This is a genomic window from Streptomyces sp. NPDC006384 (genome assembly GCF_042870695.1).
In the GTDB taxonomy this organism is placed as follows: Bacteria; Actinomycetota; Actinomycetes; order Streptomycetales; family Streptomycetaceae; genus Streptomyces.
Genome location: NZ_JBIAHR010000002.1, coordinates 287,976 through 311,976 on the forward strand (window position 1 = coordinate 287,976; position 24,001 = coordinate 311,976).

The following is a 24,001-nucleotide window of genomic DNA, read 5'->3' on the forward strand; positions in this document are numbered from 1 at the left end:
GGAACGGAAACGACCGGTTCCCGTCACCTGGGCAGGTGACGGGAACCGGTCGACGGGGCGATCGGGATCAGGCCGCGTGGACGACGTCCTTCTCCTCGGCGAAGTGGCACGCCGACTCGTGGGCCGCCGGGGAGTCCGACGCCTTGAAGCGCTCCGGGACCGCCAGCAGCGGGACCTCCTCGGCGCACTTGTCCTGCGCCTTCCAGCACCGGGTGCGGAAGCGGCAGCCCGAGGGCGGGTTGGCCGGGGACGGCACGTCGCCGGTGAGGATGATCCGCTCCCGGCCCTCGCGGGTCTCCGGGTCGGGGACCGGGACCGCCGACAGCAGCGCCTGGGTGTAGGGGTGCGTCGGGTGGTCGTAGATCTGCGTGTCCGTGCCGATCTCGGCCATCTTGCCGAGGTACATCACGCCCACGCGGTCCGAGATGTGCCGGACGATCGACAGGTCGTGCGCGATGAAGAGGTAGGACAGGTTGAACTCGTCCTGCAGCTTCTCCATCAGGTTGATGACCTGTGCCTGGACGGACACGTCCAGCGCGGAGACCGGCTCGTCGCAGATGATGATCTCGGGGTTGAGGGCCAGGCCGCGGGCGATGCCGATGCGCTGGCGCTGACCGCCGGAGAACTGGTGCGGGTAGCGGTTGATGTACTCCGGGTTGAGACCGACCACGTCCAGCAGGTCCTGGACCCGCTTGCGCCGGTCGCCCTTCGGCGCCACCTCCGGGTGGATCTCGAAGGTCTCCCCGATGATGTCGCCCACCGTCATACGGGGGTTCAGCGAGGTGTACGGGTCCTGGAACACCATCTGGATGTTCCGCCGGACCGCCTTCAGCGCACGCCCGGACAGCTTGGTGATGTCCTGGCCCTTGTAGAAGATCTCGCCCGCGGTCGCCTTCTCCAGCATCATCAGGAGCTTGGCGACCGTGGACTTGCCACAGCCGGACTCGCCCACGATGCCGAGCGTCTCGCCCTGGTAGAGGTCGAAGGAGATGCCGTCCACGGCCTTGACCGCACCGACCTGGCGCTTGAACAGGATGCCCTGGGTCAGCGGGAAGTGCTTCACCAGGTTGCGCACCTGGAGGATCGGCTCGCCCCGGTCGACGGGCGCCTCGATCGCGGACACCGCCTCCTCCTCGGTCGCGGCGTCGACCGTCTCGACCTCGGCGACGTTGGGGGTGGCGTCCATGGGCTCGTCCGTCTTCCTCAGCTCAGCCATGGATCGTCTCCTTCCAGAAGTGGCACGCGCTGCCGCGGCCGGCCAGCTCGCCGCCGTCCCGCTCGGTGACGGGGAACAGCGGCGGGACGTCCGTACGGCAGATGTCCTGCGCCTGCGGACACCGCGGGTTGAAGGCGCAGCCGGACGGGATGCGCGTCAGGTTGGGCGGCAGTCCCTTGATCGCGTACAGCTCCTGGCCCTTCTGGTCCAGACGCGGGATCGAGTCGAGCAGACCCTTGGTGTAGGGGTGCGCGGGCCGCTTGTACAGCTCGTGCACGGGAGCGGTCTCCACGATCCGCCCCGCGTACATCACCGCGATCTTGTCCGCGACGTCGGCGACGACGCCGAGGTCGTGGGTGATCAGGATCAGACCCATGTTGTACTCGCGCTGGAGCTCCGCGAGCAGGTCCATGACCTGGGCCTGGACGGTCACGTCGAGGGCCGTGGTCGGCTCGTCGGCGATGATCAGGTCCGGTTCCAGGGCGAGCGCCATCGCGATCATGATGCGCTGGCGCATACCGCCCGAGAACTGGTGCGGGTAGTCGTCGACCCGGGCCGCGGCGGCCGGGATCTTCACCCGGTCCATCAGCTCGACCGACTTGGCCTTGGCCTCCTTCTTGGACAGGCCCTGGTGGACGCGGAACATCTCGCCGAGCTGGTAGCCCACGGAGAGCACCGGGTTCAGCGAGGACAGCGCGTCCTGGAAGATCATCGCGATCTTCCGGCCGCGTATCTTCCGGCGCTCCTCGTTGGACATCTTCAGCATGTCCTGGCCGCGGAAGAGGATCTCCCCCCGGGGGATGCTGCCGGGCGGCATGTCGAGGATGCCCATGACGGCCTGGGCGGTGACGGACTTGCCGGAGCCGGACTCGCCGAGCACGGCGAGCGTCTCGCCCGCGGCGACGGAGTAGTTGACGCCGTTGACGGCCTTGGCGACCCCGTCACGGGTACGGAACTCCACGTGCAGGTCACGGACTTCGAGCAGCGGCCGGCCGGTGTCCGGCGCGGGGCTCTCGGCCGTTTCATCGATGATGGTCATGTACGCCTCCCTCAGCGCAGCTTGGGATCGAGGGCGTTGCGTACCGCATCGCCGAACATCAGGAACGAGAGCACCGTGATCGAGACCATCACCGACGGGATGATCAGGGTGTGGGGGGCGATACGGAGCTGCTCACGTCCACGCGCCACGTCGCCGCCCCAGGACACGGCGGTGTCGCCGAGTCCCACGCCCAGGAAGGACAGGGTGGCTTCGGCCGCGATGTAGCCGCCGAGCGCGATGGTCGCCACGACGATGATGGGGGCGAGCGCGTTGGGCAGGATGTGCCGGAGCAGGATCCGGGTGGTCGAGGCGCCGAGCGCCTTGGCTGCCACCACGTAGTCCGCCTGCTTGATGGTGATCACGGCACCGCGGGCGACGCGGGCGATCTGGGTCCAGCCGAGGAAGGCGAGGGCCATGATGACGACCCAGACGGTGCGGTCGTCGAACGAGTTGAGCACCACCAGGGCGCCGAGCAGGAACGGGATGCCGAGGAAGATGTCGGTCAGCCGCGAGAGCAGGGTGTCGGTCCAGCCGCCGAAGTAGCCGGCGATCATGCCGATGACCGTGCCGAGGACGGTGACGGCGAGGGTGACGCCCACACCGACGGTGATCGAGGCGCGGGCACCGTAGACGACCCGGGCGTAGATCGAACGGCCCTGGACGTCGTAGCCGAACCAGTCCGGGGCGAAGAAGTGGCCCCAGTTCGGCTTGCCCAGGTAGTGGTTGGCCAGGTCGGCGTCGCGCGGGGAGGCGCTGGTGAACAGTCCGGGCCAGGCCGCCATCACCAGCAGGAACACGATCAGCACGGCCGAGACCAGGAACAGCGGGTTGCGCCGCAGGTCGTGCCAGGCGTCGGACCACAGGCTGCGCGCCTTGTCGGGGGCCGGGCCGGAGTCGGTCACGACGACGCCGGCCGTGCTCGCGGTGTCCCCGGGGAGGGCGTCGACCGTCTTGTCGATGGTCTTGTCAGGCATACCGGATCCTCGGGTCCAGGACCGCGTAGAGCAGGTCGACGATCAGGCTGGCGGCGAGGTAGATGAGCACCATCAGCGAGGCGATGCCCACGACCGTGGCGCCTTCGCGGCGGGTGAGCGCCTCGTAGATCTCGATACCGATGCCCCGGACGTTGAAGATGCCCTCGGTCACGATGGCGCCGGTCATCAGGCTGCCGATCTCGATGCCGAGGAAGGTGACCACGGGGATCAGCGAGTTGCGCATCAGGTGGACGCCGATGACGCGGCGGCGCGGCAGTCCCTTGGCGACGGCGGTGCGCATGTAGTCGGAACGCAGGTTCTCCGCGATCGACGTGCGGGTCAACCGGGCGACGTAGGCGAGGGAGAGCGAAGCCAGCACGATGGCGGGGAGCGCGAGCTGGGAGAAGTCCGTCGAGTCGGTCACCGTGGGGGTGGTGACCGACCACTTGAACGCGAGCAGGTACTGCAGCAGGAAGCCCAGCACGAAGGACGGCATCGAGACGAGGACCAGGGTCAGCGTCAGCAGTCCGCGGTCCCGCAGCGTGTCGGGGCGCAGGCCGGCGACGACGCCGAGGCCGATGCCCACGAGCGTGACGAAGGTGAAGGCGAAGATCGTCAGCCTGATCGTCACCGGGAACGCGTCGGCGATGACGTCCGCGATGGGACGCTGACTGGCGATCTGGGTGCCGAAGTCGCCCTGGACCAGCCCGGTCATGTAGTTGACGTACTGCTGCAGCAGCGGCTGGTCGAGACCGAGGTCCTTCTTGATGCTCGCGACCACCGCCGGGTCGTACGCCTGATCCCCCATCATCGCCCGGACGGGGTCTCCGGGCAGGGCGTACATCATGCAGAAAATGAGCAGAGTTGACCCGATGAAGACCGGGATCATCTGGAGCAGTCGTCGTGCGACATAGCGCCCCATAGGTGCCTCCGTGAGGGGTTAACGCAGGTGGGGGGCCGTCTCCTTGGTGACGAGACGGCCCCGCGCACCTCCCCACCGCCGCCTGGGCGGCGGTGGGCTTACGGCCGAGTGGGAAGAGCCCTGAGGTTCCTCTTACTTGGTGGTGACGGCCCACACTTCGAGGTCACCGTGGAAGTCGACGTTGACGTTGTCGACGTTCTTTCCGTGGCCGCCGTTGATGCGGTAGTACCAGAGCGGGATGGCCGGCATGTGCTCGACCAGCTTCTTCTCGACCTCCTGGAAGGCCTTCACCGACTCGTCGAGGGACTTGGCCTGGTCGGCCTTGTTCATCAGGTCGTCGATCTCCTTGTTGGAGAAGCGACCGTTGTTGGCCTCGGCGGTGGTGTGGTACAGCTCCTTCATGAAGTTGGCGTTGACCGGGTAGTCGGCGACCCAGCCACCGCGGTACATGCCCTTCACCTGGTCGTTGTCACGGGCCTCGAGGTCCGTGGCGAAGTCCGGCTTCGGGTCGCCGACGCAGTCGACGCCGGTGGCCTTGCGGATGGACTCGCAGACCGCGGTCACCCACTCCTTGTGCCCACCGTCGGTGTTGTACTGGACGGTGAACTTGTTGCCCGGAACGCCGCCGCCCTCCTTGATGAGCTGCTTGGCCTTCTCCGGGTTGTACGTGAACACGTCGGTGTCCAGGTTCTGGTAGCCCTTGACGCCCGGCGGCGTGAAGCCCTTGGCCGGCGTGCGGGTGTTGTTCAGAACCGTCTTGGTGATCGTCTCGCGGTCGATCGCCATCGACAGGCCCTGCAGGACCTTCGGGTCGATGTCCTTGAACGTCTTGGAGTAGAACGCCGGGGTCAGCGTCTGGATGGCCGCGTACGGCTGCTCGATGGCACCGTCGCCCAGGTCCTGCTTGTACTTCGGCAGGTCCGTCGGGCCGACCTGGCGGATCATGTCCAGGTTGCCGGAGACGACGTCCTTGTAGGCGGCCTCGAGCGTCGTGTAGGCCTTGAACTGGACGCCCTTGTTCTTCGCCTTGTTCGGGCCCTGGTACTCGTCCCAGGCCTTGACCTGGATGAGCTTCTTGTGGTCCCACTTCTCGAACGTGTAGGGACCGTTGCCGATCGGCTTCTGACCGAAGGCCTTCGGGTCGTCGTAGAAGACCTTGGGCAGCGGGGCCCACGTGGCGTAACCCAGCTTGTAGTTGAAGTACGGCATCGTGTACTTCAGCTCGATGGTGAAGGTGTGGTCGTCCACGGCCTTCAGACCGGACATGGTCTGGGCCTTCGGCTCACCCTTCTCCGGGTGGACGTCGTCGTAGCCCTTGATGTCCTGGAACCAGAAGGAGTTCTGCTGGTTGTTCTTGATGTTGGCGTACCAGTTCCAGGCATCGATGTACGACTTGGAGGTGACCTCTTCGCCGTTGTGGAACTTCCAGCCCTTCTTGAGCTTGACCGTCCACGTCTTCGAGTCCTCGGTGGTGACCGACTCGGCGTTGGTGTAGACGATCTCGCCCTTGGCGTCGAAGTCCAGGAGCTGGGTGAACAGGGACTGGATGACGTACGAGCCGTTGGACTCGTTGGTGTCGGCCGGGATCAGCGGCCGCTGCGGCTCACCGACGTCGATCGAGACGTAACCCGCAGGGCCGGAACCCTTGCTCTTCCCCTCGCTGTCACCGTCGTTGCCTCCACAGGCAGTAGCAGCCAGCGCGACGACTATCGCACCCGCGACCCACTTGGCGCTCTTGGCACCGCGCATGGGTTCCTCCTCATGAGTCCATTGGTTCACCGCAAAGAGGAGCACGCGCCATCTCGCCGACCACCACTCGTCGCCGGTGTCGGAGATGGTCAGGTGCCCCCGCGCTCGTAAGTCGGCGCCGTCAGCGCGTGACCCGTTCGGTCGAGTTCTACGCGCCTAACTATCTGCCATGCCCCCACGGCCGAACCACACCCCAAAGGTCTCGGTTCGATCACACCTGGCGCACACTTCTTCCAAAATCCGGACAAACCCTTTGCAGAAAGATCCCTGCGAAACGGACTTGTTACACATCTATCGGCGATCACTGTCCGTATAACGGACACATTCGCGGGGAAAAACCATTGCGCGTAACGTGCCTGCCGTGCGGGGCGTTCGGGAGGCGGCTCCCTGCCCGGTGCCGGGCGGCGAAACCGCACGGCTCCGCCCCGCCGGCCGCCCGGACGTACCGTTCCGGAGCAGGGTAAGACGGACCCGTCCACCCGAGGGAACAGCACCGTCGGTCCGACGGTTTTTTCCTCCCCCTTTTCTCTCTTTTCTCGCTTCTCTCCCGCCGACGGTCTCCCCGTATATACGCGAAACGGCGCCGGGCACCCCCTGAGCGGGGTGCCCGGCGCCGTTTCGCGGTGCGGGTCAGCCGTGCTTGGCGCGGCTCGCGGCGCGGGCGCGCTCGCGGGCGTCCAGGTTCACCTTGCGGATGCGGACGGCCTCCGGGGTCACCTCGACGCACTCGTCGTCGCGGCAGAACTCCAGCGACTGCTCCAGCGAGAGCTTGCGCGGCGGGACGATCGCCTCGAACGAGTCGGCCGAGGACGACCGCATGTTGGTGAGCTTCTTCTCCTTGGTGATGTTGACGTCCATGTCGTCGGCGCGGGAGTTCTCGCCGACGATCATGCCCTCGTACACCTCGGTGCCGGGCTCCACGAACAGCACGCCGCGCTCCTGGAGGTTCGTCATCGCGAACGCGGTGACGGCGCCGGAGCGGTCGGCGACCAGCGAACCGTTGTTACGGGTCGTCAGGGTGCCGAACCACGGCTCGTGGCCCTCGTGGATGGAGTGGGCGATGCCGGTGCCGCGGGTCTGGGTCAGGAACTCCGTGCGGAAGCCGATCAGGCCGCGGGAGGGAACCACGAACTCCATGCGGACCCAGCCGGAGCCGTGGTTGGACATGTTGTCCATCCGGCCCTTGCGCACGCCCATGAGCTGCGTGACGGCGCCCATGTGCTCCTCGGGCACGTCGATCGTCATGCGCTCGACGGGCTCGTACGTCTTGCCGTCGACCTCCTTGGTGACGACCTGCGGCTTGCCGATGGTCAGCTCGAAGCCCTCGCGGCGCATCTGCTCGACCAGGATGGCCAGCGCCAGCTCGCCGCGGCCCTGCACCTCCCAGGCGTCGGGGCGGTCGGTGTCCAGGACGCGGAGCGAGACGTTGCCGATCAGCTCGCGGTCCAGGCGGTCCTTGACCTGGCGGGCGGTGACCTTGCGGTCCTTGACGGCCGCCTTGTTGTCGGCGCCCTTGCCGGTGGCGCCGCGGCCGACCAGCGGGGAGGTGTTGGTGCCGATGGTCATGGAGATCGCGGGCTCGTCCACCGTGATCAGCGGCAGCGGGACCGGGTTCTCCGGGTCGGCCAGGGTCTCGCCGATCATGATGTCCGGGATGCCGGCGACCGCGCAGATGTCACCGGGGCCGGCCTTCTCGGCGGGCTTGCGGGTGAGCGCCTCGGTCATCATCAGCTCGGAGATCCGCACGTTCTGCACGGAGCCGTCGCGCTTCATCCAGGCGACGGTCTGGCCCTTCTTCAGCTCGCCCTGGTGGACGCGGAGCAGCGCGATACGGCCGAGGAAGTTGTCGGCGTCCAGGTTGGTGACGTGGGCCTGGAGCGGGGCGCCCTCCTCGTAGGTGGGGGCGGGGATGTGCTCCAGGATCGTCGAGAAGAACGGCTCCAGGCTGTCCGAGTCGGCCGGGACCGTACCGTCCTCGGGCTTGGTGAGGGAGGCGACGCCGTCACGGCCGCAGGCGTAGACGATCGGGAACTCGATCTGGTCCTCGTCGGCGTCCAGGTCGAGGAAGAGGTCGTACGTCTCGTTGACGACCTCGTCGATCCGGGCGTCCGGCCGGTCCGTCTTGTTGATGCACAGGATGATCGGCAGCCGCTGGTTGAGCGCCTTGCGGAGCACGAAGCGGGTCTGCGGCAGCGGGCCCTCGGAGGCGTCCACGAGCAGGACGACGCCGTCGACCATCGACAGACCGCGCTCGACCTCGCCGCCGAAGTCGGCGTGGCCGGGGGTGTCGATGATGTTGATCGTGATCGGCTCCCCGCCGTCCTTCGGGTGGTACTTCACCGCCGTGTTCTTGGCCAGGATCGTGATGCCCTTCTCACGCTCCAGGTCGTTCGAGTCCATCATGCGGTCGTCGACGGAGTCGAGCTGGTGCGCGGCGAAGGCACCGGCCTGCTTGAGCATCCCGTCGACGATGGTGGTCTTGCCGTGATCGACGTGGGCGACGATGGCGACGTTGCGGATGTTGTGACGCGTAACAGACACAGCCATGTGCGGCTTACTCCCGGAGGGTGTGAGGACGGCCGTCGCGGACGTCCGTGTCACGCGGGCCTGCCGGGCGGTACGTGCCACGGCCTCGTTCCATGGTACGGGCCTGAGGGGGCAGGAGCGTGCCGGGCTGCGGGCGGGGCCGGGACACCGGGTCGGGAGCAGGGGCGTCGTACCAGGTCAGGGCGTCGGGCTCGCCGGCCTCGGAGCGCCTTCGGACCCCTTCTTCAGGAAGCCCATGTCCTCGTAGACCGGGGTGCCGAAGCCGAAGGAACCCGCGTTGACGAGGTTCTTGCGGGCGGCCGTCAGCTGGGGGCGCTGGTAGAGGGGGACGGAGCCGGCCGCGGCCCAGATCCGCGAGTCCGCCTTGCGCAGCAGGTCGCGCGCCTCCTTCTCGTCCAGGGTCGCCAGGGCCTGGTCGAAGAGCTGGTCGACCTGGTCGGTGCCGACCCGGGTGTAGTTCTGCGCGACGTTCAGGGAGCCGTCGGCGGCCGGGACGGGCTTGGCGTAGATCGGGCGGGCGTCGGTGGCGGGGAAGGCGGTGGCCGGCCAGGAGTAGAGCGCCAGGTCGTACTCGCCGGCGGCGATGTGGTCCTTGAAGTAGCTCTCGTCGGGGACCTTGGTGACGGCGGTGGTGATGCCGATCTTCTTCAGCATGCCGGAGATACGGCCGGCCACGGTGCGCAGCGCCTCGGAGCCGGGGCCGGAGGGGAGCACGAAGCGCAGGGTGAGCGCCCTGCCGTCCTTGGCCAGCGGCTTCACCGCCGGGCCCACGGGGGCGGCGGTGCCCTTGGGGGCGTAGGCGCCGGGGACGCTGCCCCGGGCGGTGTTCTTGCCGCCGCTGTCCTGGGCGGTGCCGTCGCCGTCGGTGTCCTTGCCGTCGTCGGTGTCGTTCTTGCCGTCGTCGTTCCCGGCGCCGGTGTCCTTGTCGTCCTCGCCGACGATGTAGGTGCCGTCGTCACCGCCCTCGGACTTCCCGGTGTCCTTGCCGTCCTTGTCCTTCTCCTTCTTCTTCTCGCCCTCGGCGCCGGCCGCCTTCTCGCCCTTCTTCTCCTTGTCCACCGGCCCGCCGGACACCCACCCGGCGTCCGCGAGCAGCGCCCTGGCCTCCTTGACGTCCTGGGCACCGAGGGCGCCGCTGCTGTCGGCGTACACCGGCTGGCCGGCCAGCGCGAGGTGGCTGCCGACGGGCTCGGCGGGCAGACCCAGCGGGCCCAGTACCGCCTCGGCCAGTTCCTCGCGGTCCAGGGCGCGGGCGACGGCCCGGCGGACGCGTTCGTCGGCGAGGGGACCGTCGGCGCCGTTGAGGGCGAGCTGGGTGTAGGCCGGCTCCAGTGACTTGCGGAGCTCGTACCCGCTCAGGGCCTGCCGGCGGCGCTCCTGCTTCCGTGCCGCCTCCCGCCGCTCGGCGCGGGCGAGGATCTCCTCCTCGGCGGCCTCCTCGTCGGAGCCGTGGGCGACGGCCCAGGAGCGCAGGGCCTCGGCGGCGGAACGCTCCCCGCCGGGGCCGGGGAGCGGCGTCGTGCCCTTCCCGGCGGCCGGGGTGCCGCTCGCGCCCATGAGCGGGGTGCCGGTGCCCGTGTCGCGGGGCCCGGCGGCCAGCGCGACCTGTTCGGCGGTCTCCGGGTCGATCTCGGCCAGGTCCACCTCCCCGGCGACCAGGGCGGAGACCCGCTTGTCGCGCGGTACGGCGCGCAGCACGATCTCGGACAGCTTGGGCTGGTCGCCCCACCAGCGGGCGTTGCGGGTGAGGACGACCTCGTCCTCCTTGGTGTCGACCTTCTTCAGGGAGAAGGGGCCGGCGGTGAGCTTGAGCCTGCGCCGGGCGCCGTCGTTGAAGGAGTCGGGGGTGCCCATGACCTCCTTCGGGTACAGCGGCGTGAACAGCGACTTCCAGTCGGCGTAGGGCCGGCTGAAGGTGACCTTGACCTCCAGGTCGTTGTCGCCGCGCTCGATCTTCTCGATGCGGTCGTAGCCGGCGTTGCGGGCGGTCCAGTAGGCGCTGTCCCTGCCGGACAGGGCGCGCCACTGGGCCGCGAAGTCGGCGGCGCCGATCTCCCGGCCGTCGCTCCATACGGCCTGCTGGTTGAGCTTGTAGAGGACGACCTGCTTGGGCTGGGTGGCGACGACCTTCGCCGACTCCAGGTAGTCGGGGTTGCGCTCCGGGCGGCCGTTCGCGTCCGTCCGGTACATCGAGGGCAGTACGGCCTGCGCGACCCGGGCCGTGGTGGCGTCGGCGTCCGACTGGAAGGTGTTCAGGGTCTCCGGCACGGAGTCCACGGCCCAGTGCAGGGTGCCGCCGTCGGCGATCCGGGCGCGGGCCGCGGGCGCGGTGTCCGGCCCGGCGAGCGGCTTGCCCGACGGTTCCTCGGAGCTGCAGCCGGCCAGCGCGGGTACCGCGAGGACACCCGCGGTGAGGAAGGCGACCGAGCGCGTGAGCGCGCGAGGTCCGACGCCGACGTGGGACATCTGTGCTACCTCCGAAAGGCCGCGGGCGCGTGGCGACCACTTCCGTCGTGATCACTTTTGGCGGTATATGGAGCTGATCATTTGTATGCGAGCGGTGCTGCGGCCACTGAAGAGGAAAGGTTCCGGCAACCCGGGGAGACACGGCGGCGCCGGCCGGCAACCTCACCCGGGCGGCCCAACGCCCCGTGCCCCCGTGCCCGCCGCGCCGGCGGGCTCGCTCAGCGGACCCAGTCCTCCCGGTACGCGGTCCGGTCCTCCTCCGTCGCCGCGAAGTCGATGTACGCGGCGACGCCGAACCTCTCCCGGCCGGCGTCCGTGCGGGACAGGCCCAGCCGGACGCCGCGGACGGCGGCGGCGCGGGTGGCGGCCTTCTCCAGGCGCATGCCGTCGGGGCCCTCGGTGGCGAGGACGTCGCCGAGGAACGCCTGGACGCGGACGCCGGGCAGTTCGCGGTGCATGCCGTCGATCAGCCATCGCGCCTTCGGATAGAGCTCCTCGGGCAGGGTGCCGTCATGCTCCATCGGGCCGGTGTGGACGTACAGGTCGCGGATGCCGGTCGTCTTCAGGCGGCGGGCGAAGGCGGTGAGGTCCGCGTCGGTCCTGCGGCCGTCGACCCAGGCGTGGCCGAGCCACATCGCGTCGCGGTTCCTGGTGTACGTGCCGTCGGCGGGGTCGCCTGCGTAGTTGACGCGGAGGGCGGTCTCGGCGGTGAGGAGAGGCAGCAGCAGGACGAGGAGGGCGGCGAGGACGGTACGGCGGACGCGGCGGAGCCGTCTTCTGCGTCGTGCGGTCCCGCCCTTGTCGCCCGCATCGCCCGCATCGCCCGCATCGCTCTCAGGGGGCTCGTCGTCGGCTGCCGCCGCCGAGTGGGCGGGCGGCGGATCGGTGTGCGGTTCCGGTTCCGGGGGCTGCGGTTCCGGGGGCTGCGGGTCGGTCTCCGGCGTCTGCGGCTCCGTGGGTTCCCCGGCGTATCCCTCCCTGTCGCCGGTCCACGGTCGCGCCGGTCCACGGTCGCGCCGGTCCGTGCGCGCTCGTACGCTCCGCGTGTGAAGCCATGCGTCAGCCGGGACCGGGTGTGGCCGATGTTGCCGACGAGGACGACTCGAACCGGTGTTCCGGTTCCGGCCGGGAGTGCGGCGCCGTGATCTCCGCGGACCTGGTGCCGCCCCTGGTCACGGCCGGGGTGGCGCTGCTGCTGGCCGGGTACGGCCGGGCGCGTCGCGTCCGGCGCTTCCGGACCCGTACGACACCGGGTCGCCGCGGGCGCTGACGCGGGCCCCGTCAGAACAGGCTGAGCAGCGCCTCCGCCGGGTCGGTCAGCTGGGTGTCGTCGCCCGGCAGGGGCAGTTCGAACCACACCGTCTTGCCCCGCGGGGTACGGCGCGATCCCCAGGCCGCGCTGAGCAGGCCGACCAGTTGCAGGCCGCGGCCGCCCTCGTCGGTGTCGCGGGCGCGGCGCCGGCGGGGCTGGATCAGGCCGGAGTCCCAGACCTCGCAGACCAGGGTGCGGTCGAGCAGCAGACGGAGCCTTATCTCGCCCTCGCCGTACCGCAGGGCGTTGGTGACCAGTTCGCTGACCAGCAGCTCCGTCGTGTCGACCAGGGGTTCCAGGTCCCAGGCGAGCAGCTGGGCGCGGGCGTACTCGCGGGCGCGGCCGACGCTGCGCGGCTCGCGCGGCAGGGTCCAGTCGCCGACGGAATCGGCGGGCAGGCCCTGGACGCGGGCCATCAGCAGGGCGATGTCGTCCTCGCCGTGGTGGCTGTCGAGGGTGTGGAGGACCTGGTCGCAGACGTCCTCCAGGGGGCGCGCGGGGTCGGTGAGCGCGCCGACGAACGCCTGGAGCCCCTCGTCGAGGGGATGGTCGCGGCTCTCGACCAGGCCGTCCGTGTAGAGCGCGAGCAGGGCGCCCTCGGGCAGTTCGACCTCCACCTCCTCGAAGGGTTCCCCGCCGACGCCGAGCGGCAGGCCCGGCGGCACGTCCAGCATCAGCGCGGACTCGCCGGGCTCGACCAGGACGGGCGGCAGGTGGCCCGCGTTGGCGAAGGTGCAGCGCCTGGTCACCGAGTCGTAGACGGCGTAGACGCAGGTCGCCAGGTACACCTCGGACAGGTCCGCCTCGCGGGGGCGGCGGGCGGGGCGGGTCGCCTGCTGCACGCCCCCGGGAGTGCCGAGGCCGCGGGCGATCTCGTCCAGGTGGGAGAGGACCTCGGCCGGTTCGAGGTCGAGCTGCGCCAGCGTCCGTACGGCGGTGCGCAGTTCGCCCATGGCGACGGCGGCTCGCAGGCCGCGGCCCATGACGTCACCGACGACGAGGGCGGTGCGGTGGCCGGGGAGCTCGATGACGTCGAACCAGTCGCCGCCGACCTCGCTGGAGCGGCCGGTGGCCGCGTTGCCGGGCAGGTAGCGGCAGGCGATGTCGAGGCCGGACGCCTCGGGGTCGCCGGGCGGGAGCAGGGAGCGCTGCAGTATCAGCGCCCGCTCGTGCTCACGCCGGTACAGGCGGGCGTTGTCGATGCAGACAGCGGCGCGCGCGGCCAGTTCCACGGCGAGGTCGCGGTCGCGGTCCCCGAAGGGCTCGCTGCCCTTGGTCCGGGCGAACTGCGCGAGTCCCACGACGGTGTCGTGGGCGACCATGGGGACGGCCAGCGTGGAGTGCACCAGGCCCCCGTCCTCGGCGGTCACGGTGCGCGGGCGTGCCGTGCGCAGCGCGTCGGCGCAGGGCGAGTTGAAGGGGTAGTGGTGGACGGCGCCGAGCTCGACGCGCTCGCCGGTGCCGTGGAACGGCACGCCGGAGACGGCGCTGGAGAAGGCGACGCGGCGCAGTTCGGCGCTGCCGTCGGGGAGACCGGGCGGGGTCTCGTCGCCCACCAGCAGGGCCTGGTAGAGGTCGACCGTGGCCAGGTCGCAGAAGCCGGGGACGACGACGCCGAGGAGTTCGCGGGCGGTGGTCTCCAGGTCGAGGGAGTTGCCGATGCGGGCGCCGGCCTCGTTGAGGAGGGCGAGGTTGCGGCGGGCGGCGGCGGCCTCGCGGGCGGCCTCGCGGCGGGCGGTGATGTCGGTGCCGAGCCAGGCGATGCCGATGGGGCGGCCGGAACCGCTGTGCACGCGGTAGAGGTTGACGGACCAGTGGCGGCGTTCGTCGGAGCCGGGCACGAAGCCGGTGACGTGCATGTCGGTGATGGACTCGCCGGTCTCCAGCACCCGGCGCAGGGTGGCGGTGACCCGGTCGGCCTCGGCGCGCGGCAGGTAGTCGTGGACGCCCTTGCCCCGGTGGTCGTCGGGCGTGCCGCCGAAGACCGAGGCGAACCGCTGGTTGGCGCGGCGCACCCGCAGATCGGGGTCGATCAGCAGGAACCCGAACGGGGACTGGCCGAAGATCGCCTGGGAGGCGGCGAGGTCGGTCTCGATGGTGCGCAGGGTGCGGACGTCGACGACGATGCAGACGGCGGCCCGCTCCCCCTCCTCCGTCCGCGTCGGCATGACGTACACCTCGGCGAGACCGCGCGGTCCGCGCCGCCCGTGTCCTTCGCCGCCCTCGGCGCCGGGGGACGGGGCGCGGAAGGGGACCACGCCGGTCCACTCGCGTCCGTCGAGGATCTCGGCCATCTTCCGCTGGCCCCGTTCCCGCAGGTCGGGGTCGATGAAGGTCTCGATGGGGTCGGTGCCGACGGCGAGTTCGGCGGGGATGCCGAGGACCTGCTCGGCGCGCAGGCTCCACTGGTCGACGAGTCCGTCGGGGCCGATGGAGAAGGACGCGACCTTGATGTAGTCGTAGATCGAGCCGGGCGGGCTGCTCTGCCACACGGTGTCGCCGGCCGGCACGTCACCGGCCGGGCCGGCGCCCGGGCCGGTGCCCGTCCAGGCCCCGCCGGCCGCACGCGCGGCACCGGCCGCGGCATCGTCCGACGGGCCCTCGGGCCCCGTGGCCCTCGCTGGTATCTCGCTCACGCGAACCGTCCCCTCCAGCTCACCGCGCCCGGCACCGGTCACCAGGGGCGGCTGCCCGCAGTATCCAGCACTACGGTGCCGCACGACACGGTGTTCACGATCACAGCACGGTCCCGATGGTTCTCGGTCCGGACCGTGACAACACTTCCCCTCTTCTAACCAGCGGGCACGCCATCGAATCACGCACCCCGGCAACTGCCGTCGGACCGCACCGGCCGGACGGGCGGCCCGTACCGGATGCCGGGGCATGTCGGCACGGTCCGCGCCGCGTCATTCCGGCACCGCGAGTTCGAACCAGACCGCCTTGCCGGTCCCGCCGGGCCGGGTGCCCCAGCGGCGGGCGGAGGAGGCCACCAGCTGCAGTCCGCGACCGCCCTCGTCCTCGAGGCGGGGCGCGCGGGCGCGGGGCGGCTCGGGGAGCGGGTCGGAGACCTCGACGAGCAGGACGCCGCGCAGGCCGTCGGGGTGGCGCACCAGCCGGACGCCGACCGGGCCGGTGGCGTGCCGCAGGGCGTTGGTGACCAGCTCGCTGACCAGCAGCTCGGTGATGTCACCGACGCTGTCGAGGTCCCAGCCGCGCAACTGGCCGCGGACGAGGGAGCGGGCGTCGTGCACGGCACCGGCCTCCCCGGGGAAGACCCACTCGACGCGGTCGCCCTCTGTCCCGATCACGCCGATCACTTCCCCGGCCGACAACCCCGCGAGTCCTTTTTCTGGGGGTTTACGGGTTCATACCCGTTATGCCGGTCTTGGTACCGCCCGGGGCCGGGCGTCCGGGTGTCCGGGGGTCCGGGGCCGGGTGCCCAAAGGCCCGGGTGCCCGGAGGTCCGATGTCCGTGGGGGCGGACCCGTCGGTCCGTCTACGCTCCCGGCGCGCCCCCGGCCTCCGACGCGAGCCGCGCGAGGGTCTGCTCGACGGCCGGCACGTCCTGGTCGAGCCAGGGCACGTCCCAGATCTCGGCGGGCGTGAGCCAGCGCAGGGCGTCGTGGTCCTCGAGGGGCGCGGGCACCGCCGAGCCGGGCAGCAGGCGGGCGGTCCACACCTGCAGCACATAGGGGGTCCTCAGCGGCCACTGGCCCGGAACCCGCTCACCCACCCCGGCCGTCACCCCGAGCTCCTCGCGCAACTCACGCACGAGGGCCTCCTCGGGCGTCTCCCCCGGCTCGACCTTGCCGCCCGGGAGCTCCCAGCGGCCGGCCAGGTCGGCCGGTGCGCTGCGGCGTGCGGCGAGCAGGCGTCCGCCGTCGATCAGGGCGGCGCCCACCACGATCCGTTCCGTCATGGGACGGAGCCTAGTGAGTCCGCGGGGAGCGCCGACGCGGTGGTGTGCCGGGTCAGTCGGCCGGGCCGGTGGTGCCGGGGCCGAGCCTCTCCACGCGGTACATCTGCTCGGGACCGCGGCCGACGAGGGTGTCCGCGACCTTCTGGGCCTCGGCCCGGGTCGCGTACCTGCCCACGCGGTAGCGATTGCCGTTGTCGTCCTGGCGGAAGACCAGCCAGGGAAGAGTGACCGTGCTGTCGTTCATCGCGCCCCTCCACATCCCGCTCGCGGCCCGCGCCGCGCCCCGCCCGCCGAGGAAACCGCAATCCGCATATGCCCGAGCCTACGCCTAACCTTCACACAGCGAATACGGCTTTGCACAAAGAGGTACGCATCCAGCCAGATCGCCGGGGGCGCACGATGCCCTGTGCGCCGTCCCGGAACATCGATGTCCCCGTTCGCGGGCATGGTGAACGCACGGGAGGCGACCTGCGAGAACGGCCGGAATTCCGCGGTGCGGTACGCGGTCGGCCGGGGCGGGCGTCGGTACGGACGCGGGCGAGGGGGCGCGGGGGGCGCACGGGGGCGTGCGCCCACTCACACAGCGGTGAGGCGGGTTCGGCGGCTCCCCGACACCGGCCGAAGGGCCTCGGCGCCCTGCCGACAGGACCGGGCGGGGCGGCCGCTACTTGACGGGCAGGTGGTACGCCACCCGGTACCGGTCGGCCGGGACGACCACGTCGGCCGTCTCGACCGCGCGGCCGGAGGCGTAGAAGGTGCGCTGGACGACCAGGACCACGTGTCCGGGCACTCCGCCGAGGGCGAGGAGTTCCTCGGCGAGACCCGGGCGGGCACCGACCTCCTCGGTGACGTTGTCCACGACGACGTCGATGGCGGCCATCCGCTCGACGACGCCCATGCCGCCGAGCGGTCCCTCCTCGGGCAGCATCACCGGTGTGCGGCCGGTGAGGTCGAGCGGCTCCCAGGAGGTCGACAGCATCATCGCCTCGCCGTTCTCCCGGAAGACGTACCGGGTGCACATCACGCGGTCCCCGGGCTCGATCCCGAGCCGCTCGGCGACGGCGCCGCTCGCCTCGGCCTGTTCGCTGCGCGACTCCCAGGTGCCGCGCGCCTCGGCGTCGGCCTGTTCCTGGGTGAAGGGGGTGGCGCCGCCGGCCGGCCGGTATCCGGAGCGGGCGATGCGCCGGGGCACGGGCCGCTCGCGCACGTAGGTGCCCGAGCCGGAGCGGCCCTCGACCAGGCCCTCCGCCATGAGCACCTTGCGCGCCTCCAGGGCGACGGTGTCCGAGACGCCGTACTCCTCGCGGATCCTGGCCTGGGAGGGGAGGCGGGTGTGGGGCGGCAGCAGGCCGTCGACGATCTTCTGGCGGAGATCACCCGCGACACGCAGGTACGCCGGCTGCTCACCGAATGTCACTGGCCGCTCCCATCAGGTTGTACAGACAGCGACAGCGTGACAACCGTGGAACACGTCAGGCAAGTGAAGGCCAGAGAATCACTCGAAGTGATGATCTATGGGGTCGGGGGGCTTTACGCAGGCATTTTCTGCCCATAGGGGAGCCCGTCACACCTCCGCGGGGGCGTCATCGGAGCCGGGGCGGCGGCCGCCCCGTTCGGAGCCGCTGTGCCGGAAGCGGGGAGACCTGTCGTCGACACCGGCCAGGAGGAGGACGCGGGTCTCGCTCACCTTGCCGTGGACACCGCCGTCCGCGCATCACCGCGGGCACGGCCGGGGGCTCGTGCCCCGGGCCGTCGGCGAGCTACGCCGCCTGCCTCCTCAGGGTCTTCGACGTGACCGCGACGCCGGCGAGCACGGCCGCCACCAGGGTGCCGACGACGGCGACGACGATGACACCGGAGTTCAGGTGCAGGCCCACGTCCGAGGAGGTGGCCTCGGAGAGACCGGCCGCCATCCCGGCCAGCGGGGGCAGTGTGACCAGGACACCGAGGGCGGCGCCGATGACGACGACCAGGGTGGTCTCACCGGCCGAGGTGAGCAGGAGCTGGCGGACGGTGCCGCCGGCCGACCTCATCACCCCGAAGTCGCGGCGCCGGCCGTGGGCCGCCATGGCCATGCTGTTGGCGACGGCGATCACGCTGTAGCCGACGGCGATGACGATCAGCATCATGGCCAGGGACTCGGTGAGCTCGGCATCGGTGTCGTAGTCGGCCAGGGCGTACTCGGCGGCGTCGTGCAGCGCGACTCCGGGGACCGCGTCCGAGGCCTCGGCGTCGCCCGGGACGAAGATGTCGTCGGTGAGCGCGGCCGGGTCGTGGGCGCGGACCAGGTCACGGGCGACCACGAAGTCACCGCGGGCCGGATCGTCGGGCAGCACCCGGGCGACGCGGAGGGTGACGGTGGCGCCGTCCGCGAACCGGACCGGGACCTCCTGGCCCTGCTTCAGGCCCAGCTCACCGGCCGTCCTCTCGCCGAGGACGGCCTCGCCCGGCTTGTTCCACTCCGGGTCCCTGCTGCCCAGGACGTCCAGGACGGTGGGCGCGCCGGCGCTCTCGCCGTTCTCCGCCTTCTCCGTCCCGACGAACGCGCGGGTCGGCAGGGCGGCCTTGCCGACCGGGTTGGCGGCGACCGCCTCGTCGGTGTTGCCCGGGGTGCCGTCCGGCGTGACGATCGTCCGGCCCGCGACCTTCAGTGCCTCACCGGCCGGGTAGGCGACCCGCATGGTCTCCACCATGCCGCTGAGCAGCACCGCGAAGCCGACCGCGGCGATCACCGGGGCCACCAGGGATGCGGCGCGGCGCGGGTTGGCGACCAGTTCGGCCCGGATCAGGACCGGGGCGGCCTTGCCGCCGCCCTGGAACGGAGCGGTCAGGAACCGGCCGACGGGCCCGACGAACACGGGAGCCAGCAGGGCCGCCGCGACGATCAGCGCCATGGTGGCGAAGATCGCCATGTTGACGCGGTTGTCGGCGCTGGAGGCGGCGGTGCCGATCGCGAGCAGGACGCCCAGGCCGAGGACGGACAGTCCGGCGATCCAGCGTCCGTGCCCCATCCCCTTGTTGGCCGAGCGGCTGTCGAGCAGCGCCTCGACGGGGGCGACCCCGGCGGCCTTGCGGCCGGCCGACCAGGCGCCGGTCACGCTGACGCCGACACCGATCACGGAGGCCGTGAGCAGCGGCCAGGGGACGACGGCGATCTCCGTGCCGGGCGGGGCCACGTCCAGGCCTTCGAGGACGGAGAGCAGCAGCGGCGCCGCGGCCACACCGGCCACGCAGCCGGCGATCGAGCCGGCCAGGCCGACCACGGCGGCCTCCCCGAGGATCATGCGGCGGATCTGCTTCGGCGAGGCGCCGATGGTGCGCAGCAGACCGATCTCGCGGCGGCGCATCCCGGTGGACAGGACCAGCATGGAGGCGACCACGAACACGGTGGTGAACAGGCCGAGGACGGCCATCGCGCTGATCAGCTGGACGCCGAGGAAGCGCTTGTGCTCGATGTACGAGGGCTGCAGCTCGGCCCGTCCCTCGCCAAAGACCACGCTGCCGCTGTCGCCGAGGACCTTCTTCGCGGCGGTGACGATCGCGCCGGTGTCGGCACCCCTGTCGGGGATCAGGGCGATGGCGCGGACACCGGGCTGCTGCCGGGCGGCGAACTCCTCGCTGAAGTAGTAGCCGGGACCGTCCACGGTGCCGACGACCTCGAACCGCTCACGTCCCTGGGTGATGTTGACCGTCAGTTCGCTGCCCACGGCCACGCCCAGGGCGCGGTCGACCACGACCTCGTCCGCCGCGGCGGGGGCCCGGCCGGAGACCAGCTCGTACGGGGCCGTCCGGGCGCTGGAGAAGCCGTGTCCGGACTCCAGGGCGCCCTCGTCGGCGACGGGCCTGCCGTCCATGATCGCCTGGGCGTAGAAGGAGCGGTCCACCACGGCTTCGGCTACGCCCGGGACCTTCGCGAGTCCGGAGACGAGCGGCTCGGCCTCGGACCTGCTCCAGGGCATCCGGTCCTCGGGGCTGCCGTCGGCGTCGACGGCCTGCTTCGGCAGGGCGAGGGCCGCGGTGCCCTCGTAGCGCGGCTGGACCTTCGGCCGGGCGGAGTCGTAGATGACCAGCGTGGTGGTGATCAGGGCGACGCCGATCAGGACGGCGACGAAGGCGCCGAGGAACCCGGACCAGCGTTCACGGACGTTCGCGAGGATCAGCATGTCTCTCAGGCCTCCAGCCGGGCCATGTGGGTGGCGATCGCCGCGGCGTTGTCCACGCCGGCCCGGTGGTCGAGCGGGATGCGATCGGCGATCCGGCCGTCCTTGAGGAAGACGACGACGTCGGCGCGGGCCGCGGCCACCGGGTCGTGGGTGACCATCAGGGTGGTCTGGCCCTCCTCGTCGACCAGCATCCGCATCATCCGGAGCACCTCGCGGGAGGTGACGGTGTCCAGGGCGCCGGTCGGCTCGTCCGCGAAGAGGACGTCGGGACGGGTGACCAGGGCACGGGCGAGAGCGACGCGCTGCTGCTGGCCGCCGGAGAGCTCGCTGGGGCGGTGTCCCGCGCGTTCGGCGAGTCCCACGGCGGCGAGGGCCTGCTCGACCTGCTCGCGGCCGACCCTGCGGCCGGCGAACCGGGACGGGAGCTCCACGTTCTGCGCGGCCGTCAGGGACTCGACCAGGTTGAAGGCCTGGAACACGAAGCCGACGTGCTTGCGGCGCAGTTCGGTGCGCTCCTTCTCGTTCTGCCGGCCGATGTCCACGCCCGCGAGGACGACCCTGCCCTCGGAGGGCTGTTCGAGGCCGGCCGCGCACTGCAGCAGGGTCGACTTGCCGGAACCGGAGGGGCCCATGATCGCGGTGAAGGTACCGCGCGGGAAGCCGAGGGAGACACCGTCCAGGGCGGTGACCCGTCGCCCGCCGGTGCCGTGCACCTTGCGGAGACCGTGGAGTTCGACCGCGTCCTGTGTGGGGAGGGTGTGGCTCGTCGTCGTCATGCCCCGATTCCACCGCTCAGAGGGTGGCCGGAGCACTGATCCGCTCTCTACTCCTGAGGTAGAGCCAGCTCTACCCAGGTGCTCCGGAACCGTCCGGCGGGGGCGCCGCCGTGCGGCCGGACCGCCTTGCCGGCAGGCGTACTTGGGGCGCGGGAGCGCTGCGGCGGCGGGGCGGGGCAGGGGGTGCCGTCATGAGTCACGGAGACCGGGAAGAGGCCCCCTGGATAGCGTTGACCGCATGCAACCCACCACGGCCTGGCAGGCCATGACTCAGCGTCCCCTGAGCTTTCTGACCTCCAGCTGGCCCTGGCGATCCCTTGCGTATCTGAGCAGCGGTGTCGTGGTCGGCGCCGCGGCGGTGCTGGTCTTCGCCCTCGGCCTGGCCGCCGGCCTGGCCCTGCTCGTCGTGCTGATCGGCGTCGCGCCGCTGGTCGGTCTGGTCCTCGCCTCCACCGTGGTGGCCACGGTGGAGCGTCGGCGGCTGCGGCTGGTCGACCGCGACCGCCTGTCCGACCCGCACCGCCCCCCGGACGCCCCGGGCCTGCGCGGCTGGGCCGCCACCCGGCTCAAGGAGCAGGCCACCTGGCGGGAGCTGATGTTCACGCTCCTGTCGGCCGCGGCCCTGTGGTGGCTCGACCTGCTGGTGCTCGGCTTCTCCTTCGGGGTGCCGGCCACGACCATCGCCTCGACCGACGGCGACACCTGGCCGTGGACGGTGTTCGGCGTGATCGTGCTGCTGTCCTCGCCGTACACGGTGACCTCGTGGGCGGGGGCGCGCGCCGCCATGGCCCGCACCTTCCTCGCACCGCGGGACCGGGAACTCGGCGAGGAGCTGCGCGAGGTGCGTGCCTCGCAGTCGCGGCTGCTCGACTCCTTCGACGCCGAGCGGATACGCATCGAGCGCGACCTGCACGACGGGGCCCAGCAGCATCTCGTGTCGCTGGGCATGACCCTGGGCATGATGCGCATGGACGTCGAGGAGGGCTCCGCGCTGGACGGGCTGCTCACCCGGGCGGAGAAGCAGCTCTCCACCGCTCACCAGGAGCTGCGGGCCCTGATCCGGGGCCTCAACCCGCCGGTCCTCGCCGACCACGGTCTCGTCGCGGCCGTCGAGGACTACGCGGGCCGCTTCCCGATCCCGGTCACCGTGGACCTGAAACTCCCCCAGCGGCTGCCCAGGAAGCTCGAGACGACGATGTACTACCTGATCAACGAGGCCATGACGAACATCGCCAAGCACAGCGGTGCCACGACCGCCGAGGTCCACGCTCGCTACCATGCCGATCTGTTGGTCCTCGACATCAAGGACGACGGCCGGGGCGGGGTCGATCCCTCGGGCAGCGGTGTGACCGGCCTCGCGGACCGGGTCACCGCTCTCGACGGCCGGATGCGGGTGTCGAGTCCGGTCGGTGGTCCCACCCTGTTGCACGTGGAGGTTCCGTGTCGCTTCGCCTGATCGTGGCCGAGGACGCCGTTCTGCTGCGCGAAGGTCTGATCGGGCTGCTCGAACGGGTCGGCCACGAAGTGGTGGCGGCGGTCGGTGACGCCGACGCCCTGACCGAGGCGGTACGCGCCGACCGCCCCGACCTGATCGTCACGGACGTACGGATGCCGCCCTCGCTCGGTGACGACGGGCTGCGGGCGTCGGTCGGGCTGCGCGCGGAGTTCCCCGGGCTGCCCGTGCTCGTGCTCAGCCAGTACGTGGAACGCTCGTACGCCCTGCGCCTGCTGGACTCGGGCGGCGGTGCCGGGGTGGGCTACCTGCTCAAGGAGCGCGTGAGCGCGGTGGCGGACTTCACGGCCGCGATCGAACGGGTCGCCGCCGGCGGGACGGTGGTGGACCCCGAGGTCATCCACCAGCTGGTCCAGCTGCGCCAGGACCCCCTCGAGCGGCTCAGCGCCCGCGAGCGCGAGGTGCTCTCGCTGATCGCGGAGGGCCGCACCAACGCGAATCTGGCGAAGCACCTGTTCATCAGCGAGGCGGCCGTGAACAAGCACATCGGCAACATCTTCAACAAGCTGGACCTCCCGGTGGACACCGAGGGGCACCGGCGGGTGCTCGCGGTGCTCGCGTACCTGCGGGCGTGAGGGCGCGGGTCCCGGCGCGGGGGTCACCCGCGACGGGGGTCACCCGCGGGCGGCGGCCAGAACCGGCTCCGCGACGGCCGGGCAGCCGAGGACGTCCGTGGTGTGGGCGGCGAGCGCGGACGCGTACTCCTCGCTCCTGAGGACCGCGGGGGCGGCCGTGCGGGCGCGTCGTCCGCCGGCCGGGAGCGCGATGTCCTCGTCTCCCGCCAGTGCCTGGTCGGCCTGCGAGAACGCGCCGAACCGCTCCACGGCGCCTCACCGCCGGCCCCGCCCCGCAGACCGGGACGAGGCCGGCACCACGAACCCCTCCCGGCCCGGCTGGAATCGGCCGCACGCTCCCGCCACGTGCCCCGACCACCGTGCCCCGACCACCGGGAACAGCGTCCGGTGCGAAGCGGCGGGCTTCCCGGCCCACGTTCCCCCCGCTGCGTCCGCGCCACCTTCCACAATCAGCCAGCACGCTGCTCAGACAAATCCCAGCGCGCACATCCCGATCCTCTCCCAGCACCATCCCAGCACGGAAAAGACCAATGGCCCGCCCCCGAAGAGTCGAGCCCTCTCTGACCTGCACGTCTGCCAGATCAACGACGTGGCGGCATGTCACCCGCTACACGTTGAAGCGGAATATCTGCCCACCGCTCCCAACCTGCGACGGAGCCACCTCCAGCGCCCTTACTAGGCATTTCTCCGTTGGCGTGCGTTGGCTTCGGACGGACGCTTACGGGTGTCCTGCGGACTGTCTGCGGACCGTGCGGGCCCCGGCAAGGCAGAGGGCAGAGCACGCTGGTCTGCACACTCTGCACTGCCGCGACCATGCACACCCGAAGACT

Annotated in this window: 20 protein-coding genes; 3 read left to right on the top strand and 17 right to left on the bottom strand. The window is 71.1% G+C overall.

Annotated features, from left to right (window positions below):
• Positions 1 to 67: 67 nt before the first annotated feature.
• From ACFYOJ_RS03370 to ACFYOJ_RS03405, 8 genes are all read right to left on the bottom strand, one after another.
• Positions 68 to 1,216, bottom strand: a complete 1,149-nt coding sequence (locus ACFYOJ_RS03370; RefSeq protein WP_356550563.1) for a dipeptide ABC transporter ATP-binding protein — start codon at positions 1,214 to 1,216, stop codon at positions 68 to 70.
• Entirely contained in the window at positions 1,209 to 2,255 is a 1,047-nt protein-coding gene (locus ACFYOJ_RS03375; RefSeq protein WP_356550564.1) for an ABC transporter ATP-binding protein, read from the bottom strand. Before ACFYOJ_RS03375 ends, ACFYOJ_RS03370 begins: the two co-directional genes overlap by 8 nt.
• A gap of 11 nt (positions 2,256 to 2,266) precedes the next feature.
• On the bottom strand, positions 2,267 to 3,229 hold the full coding sequence (locus ACFYOJ_RS03380) for an ABC transporter permease (RefSeq protein WP_356550565.1): 963 nt from the start codon (positions 3,227 to 3,229) through the stop codon (positions 2,267 to 2,269).
• Positions 3,222 to 4,151: an ABC transporter permease gene (locus ACFYOJ_RS03385; RefSeq protein ID WP_356550567.1), complete on the bottom strand. Its 930-nt coding sequence runs from the start codon at positions 4,149 to 4,151 to the stop codon at positions 3,222 to 3,224. Before ACFYOJ_RS03385 ends, ACFYOJ_RS03380 begins: the two co-directional genes overlap by 8 nt.
• A 132-nt stretch (positions 4,152 to 4,283) precedes the next feature.
• Positions 4,284 to 5,900, bottom strand: a complete 1,617-nt coding sequence (locus ACFYOJ_RS03390; protein ID WP_356550568.1) for an ABC transporter substrate-binding protein — start codon at positions 5,898 to 5,900, stop codon at positions 4,284 to 4,286.
• 630 nt (positions 5,901 to 6,530) lie between these two features.
• Entirely contained in the window at positions 6,531 to 8,447 is a 1,917-nt protein-coding gene (gene typA, locus ACFYOJ_RS03395; RefSeq protein ID WP_356550569.1) for a translational GTPase TypA, read from the bottom strand.
• Between the two features lie 177 nt (positions 8,448 to 8,624).
• Positions 8,625 to 10,913: an ABC transporter family substrate-binding protein gene (locus tag ACFYOJ_RS03400; protein ID WP_356550571.1), complete on the bottom strand. Its 2,289-nt coding sequence runs from the start codon at positions 10,911 to 10,913 to the stop codon at positions 8,625 to 8,627.
• Positions 10,914 to 11,131: 218 nt separating this feature from the next.
• Positions 11,132 to 11,548: a hypothetical protein gene (locus tag ACFYOJ_RS03405; protein ID WP_388596119.1), complete on the bottom strand. Its 417-nt coding sequence runs from the start codon at positions 11,546 to 11,548 to the stop codon at positions 11,132 to 11,134.
• Positions 11,549 to 11,988: 440 nt separating this feature from the next.
• On the opposite strand from ACFYOJ_RS03405, the gene ACFYOJ_RS03410 reads away from it, so the two are divergent.
• Positions 11,989 to 12,183 carry a hypothetical protein gene (locus ACFYOJ_RS03410; RefSeq protein WP_356550573.1) on the top strand — a complete coding sequence of 65 codons (195 nt, stop codon included), beginning with the start codon at positions 11,989 to 11,991 and terminating at the stop codon, positions 12,181 to 12,183.
• An 11-nt stretch (positions 12,184 to 12,194) separates the two neighbouring features.
• Here the strand turns inward: ACFYOJ_RS03410 and ACFYOJ_RS03415 are convergent, their stop codons facing one another.
• From ACFYOJ_RS03415 to ACFYOJ_RS03450, 8 genes are all read right to left on the bottom strand, one after another.
• Complete coding sequence (locus tag ACFYOJ_RS03415; protein ID WP_356550574.1) at positions 12,195 to 14,861, bottom strand: SpoIIE family protein phosphatase; 2,667 nt, start codon at positions 14,859 to 14,861, stop codon at positions 12,195 to 12,197.
• 270 nt (positions 14,862 to 15,131) lie between these two features.
• Complete coding sequence (locus tag ACFYOJ_RS03420) at positions 15,132 to 15,542, bottom strand: ATP-binding protein (RefSeq protein ID WP_356550816.1); 411 nt, start codon at positions 15,540 to 15,542, stop codon at positions 15,132 to 15,134.
• Positions 15,543 to 15,721: 179 nt separating this feature from the next.
• On the bottom strand, positions 15,722 to 16,144 hold the full coding sequence (locus ACFYOJ_RS03425) for a (deoxy)nucleoside triphosphate pyrophosphohydrolase (RefSeq protein WP_356550576.1): 423 nt from the start codon (positions 16,142 to 16,144) through the stop codon (positions 15,722 to 15,724).
• 52 nt (positions 16,145 to 16,196) lie between these two features.
• The gene (locus ACFYOJ_RS03430) at positions 16,197 to 16,388 is read right to left on the bottom strand and encodes an SPOR domain-containing protein (protein WP_356550577.1); all 192 of its coding nucleotides are present in this window, start codon (positions 16,386 to 16,388) and stop codon (positions 16,197 to 16,199) included.
• A 420-nt stretch (positions 16,389 to 16,808) separates the two neighbouring features.
• The gene (locus ACFYOJ_RS03435; RefSeq protein ID WP_356550578.1) at positions 16,809 to 17,561 is read right to left on the bottom strand and encodes a GntR family transcriptional regulator; all 753 of its coding nucleotides are present in this window, start codon (positions 17,559 to 17,561) and stop codon (positions 16,809 to 16,811) included.
• A 147-nt stretch (positions 17,562 to 17,708) separates the two neighbouring features.
• On the bottom strand, positions 17,709 to 17,831 hold the full coding sequence (locus ACFYOJ_RS03440; RefSeq protein ID WP_356550579.1) for a hypothetical protein: 123 nt from the start codon (positions 17,829 to 17,831) through the stop codon (positions 17,709 to 17,711).
• Between the two features lie 73 nt (positions 17,832 to 17,904).
• The gene (locus ACFYOJ_RS03445; protein WP_356550581.1) at positions 17,905 to 20,307 is read right to left on the bottom strand and encodes an ABC transporter permease; all 2,403 of its coding nucleotides are present in this window, start codon (positions 20,305 to 20,307) and stop codon (positions 17,905 to 17,907) included.
• Between the two features lie 5 nt (positions 20,308 to 20,312).
• Positions 20,313 to 21,083, bottom strand: a complete 771-nt coding sequence (locus ACFYOJ_RS03450) for an ABC transporter ATP-binding protein (protein ID WP_356550582.1) — start codon at positions 21,081 to 21,083, stop codon at positions 20,313 to 20,315.
• Positions 21,084 to 21,321: 238 nt separating this feature from the next.
• On the opposite strand from ACFYOJ_RS03450, the gene ACFYOJ_RS03455 reads away from it, so the two are divergent.
• A complete protein-coding gene (locus tag ACFYOJ_RS03455) occupies positions 21,322 to 22,539 on the top strand; it encodes a sensor domain-containing protein (RefSeq protein ID WP_356550584.1) in 1,218 nt (405 codons plus the stop codon).
• Positions 22,524 to 23,171, top strand: a complete 648-nt coding sequence (locus ACFYOJ_RS03460; protein WP_356550586.1) for a response regulator transcription factor — start codon at positions 22,524 to 22,526, stop codon at positions 23,169 to 23,171. Before ACFYOJ_RS03455 ends, ACFYOJ_RS03460 begins: the two co-directional genes overlap by 16 nt.
• A 39-nt stretch (positions 23,172 to 23,210) precedes the next feature.
• Here ACFYOJ_RS03460 and ACFYOJ_RS03465 read toward each other — a convergent pair whose 3' ends face one another.
• Entirely contained in the window at positions 23,211 to 23,420 is a 210-nt protein-coding gene (locus ACFYOJ_RS03465; RefSeq protein ID WP_356550587.1) for a hypothetical protein, read from the bottom strand.
• Positions 23,421 to 24,001: the final 581 nt, after the last annotated feature.

Coding starts and splice junctions, on each gene's coding strand:
- ACFYOJ_RS03385 (WP_356550567.1), bottom strand. CDS start 4,151: ATGGGGCGCTATGTCGCACGACGACTGCTCCAGATGATCCCGGTCTTC.
- ACFYOJ_RS03445 (WP_356550581.1), bottom strand. CDS start 20,307: ATGCTGATCCTCGCGAACGTCCGTGAACGCTGGTCCGGGTTCCTCGGC.
- ACFYOJ_RS03400 (WP_356550571.1), bottom strand. CDS start 10,913: ATGTCCCACGTCGGCGTCGGACCTCGCGCGCTCACGCGCTCGGTCGCC.
- ACFYOJ_RS03375 (WP_356550564.1), bottom strand. CDS start 2,255: ATGACCATCATCGATGAAACGGCCGAGAGCCCCGCGCCGGACACCGGC.
- ACFYOJ_RS03370 (WP_356550563.1), bottom strand. CDS start 1,216: ATGGCTGAGCTGAGGAAGACGGACGAGCCCATGGACGCCACCCCCAAC.
- ACFYOJ_RS03450 (WP_356550582.1), bottom strand. CDS start 21,083: ATGACGACGACGAGCCACACCCTCCCCACACAGGACGCGGTCGAACTC.
- ACFYOJ_RS03425 (WP_356550576.1), bottom strand. CDS start 16,144: ATGACGGAACGGATCGTGGTGGGCGCCGCCCTGATCGACGGCGGACGC.
- ACFYOJ_RS03380 (WP_356550565.1), bottom strand. CDS start 3,229: ATGCCTGACAAGACCATCGACAAGACGGTCGACGCCCTCCCCGGGGAC.
- ACFYOJ_RS03390 (WP_356550568.1), bottom strand. CDS start 5,900: ATGCGCGGTGCCAAGAGCGCCAAGTGGGTCGCGGGTGCGATAGTCGTC.
- ACFYOJ_RS03455 (WP_356550584.1), top strand. CDS start 21,322: ATGCAACCCACCACGGCCTGGCAGGCCATGACTCAGCGTCCCCTGAGC.
- ACFYOJ_RS03430 (WP_356550577.1), bottom strand. CDS start 16,388: ATGAACGACAGCACGGTCACTCTTCCCTGGCTGGTCTTCCGCCAGGAC.
- typA (WP_356550569.1), bottom strand. CDS start 8,447: ATGGCTGTGTCTGTTACGCGTCACAACATCCGCAACGTCGCCATCGTC.
- ACFYOJ_RS03405 (WP_388596119.1), bottom strand. CDS start 11,548: ATGTGGCTCGGCCACGCCTGGGTCGACGGCCGCAGGACCGACGCGGAC.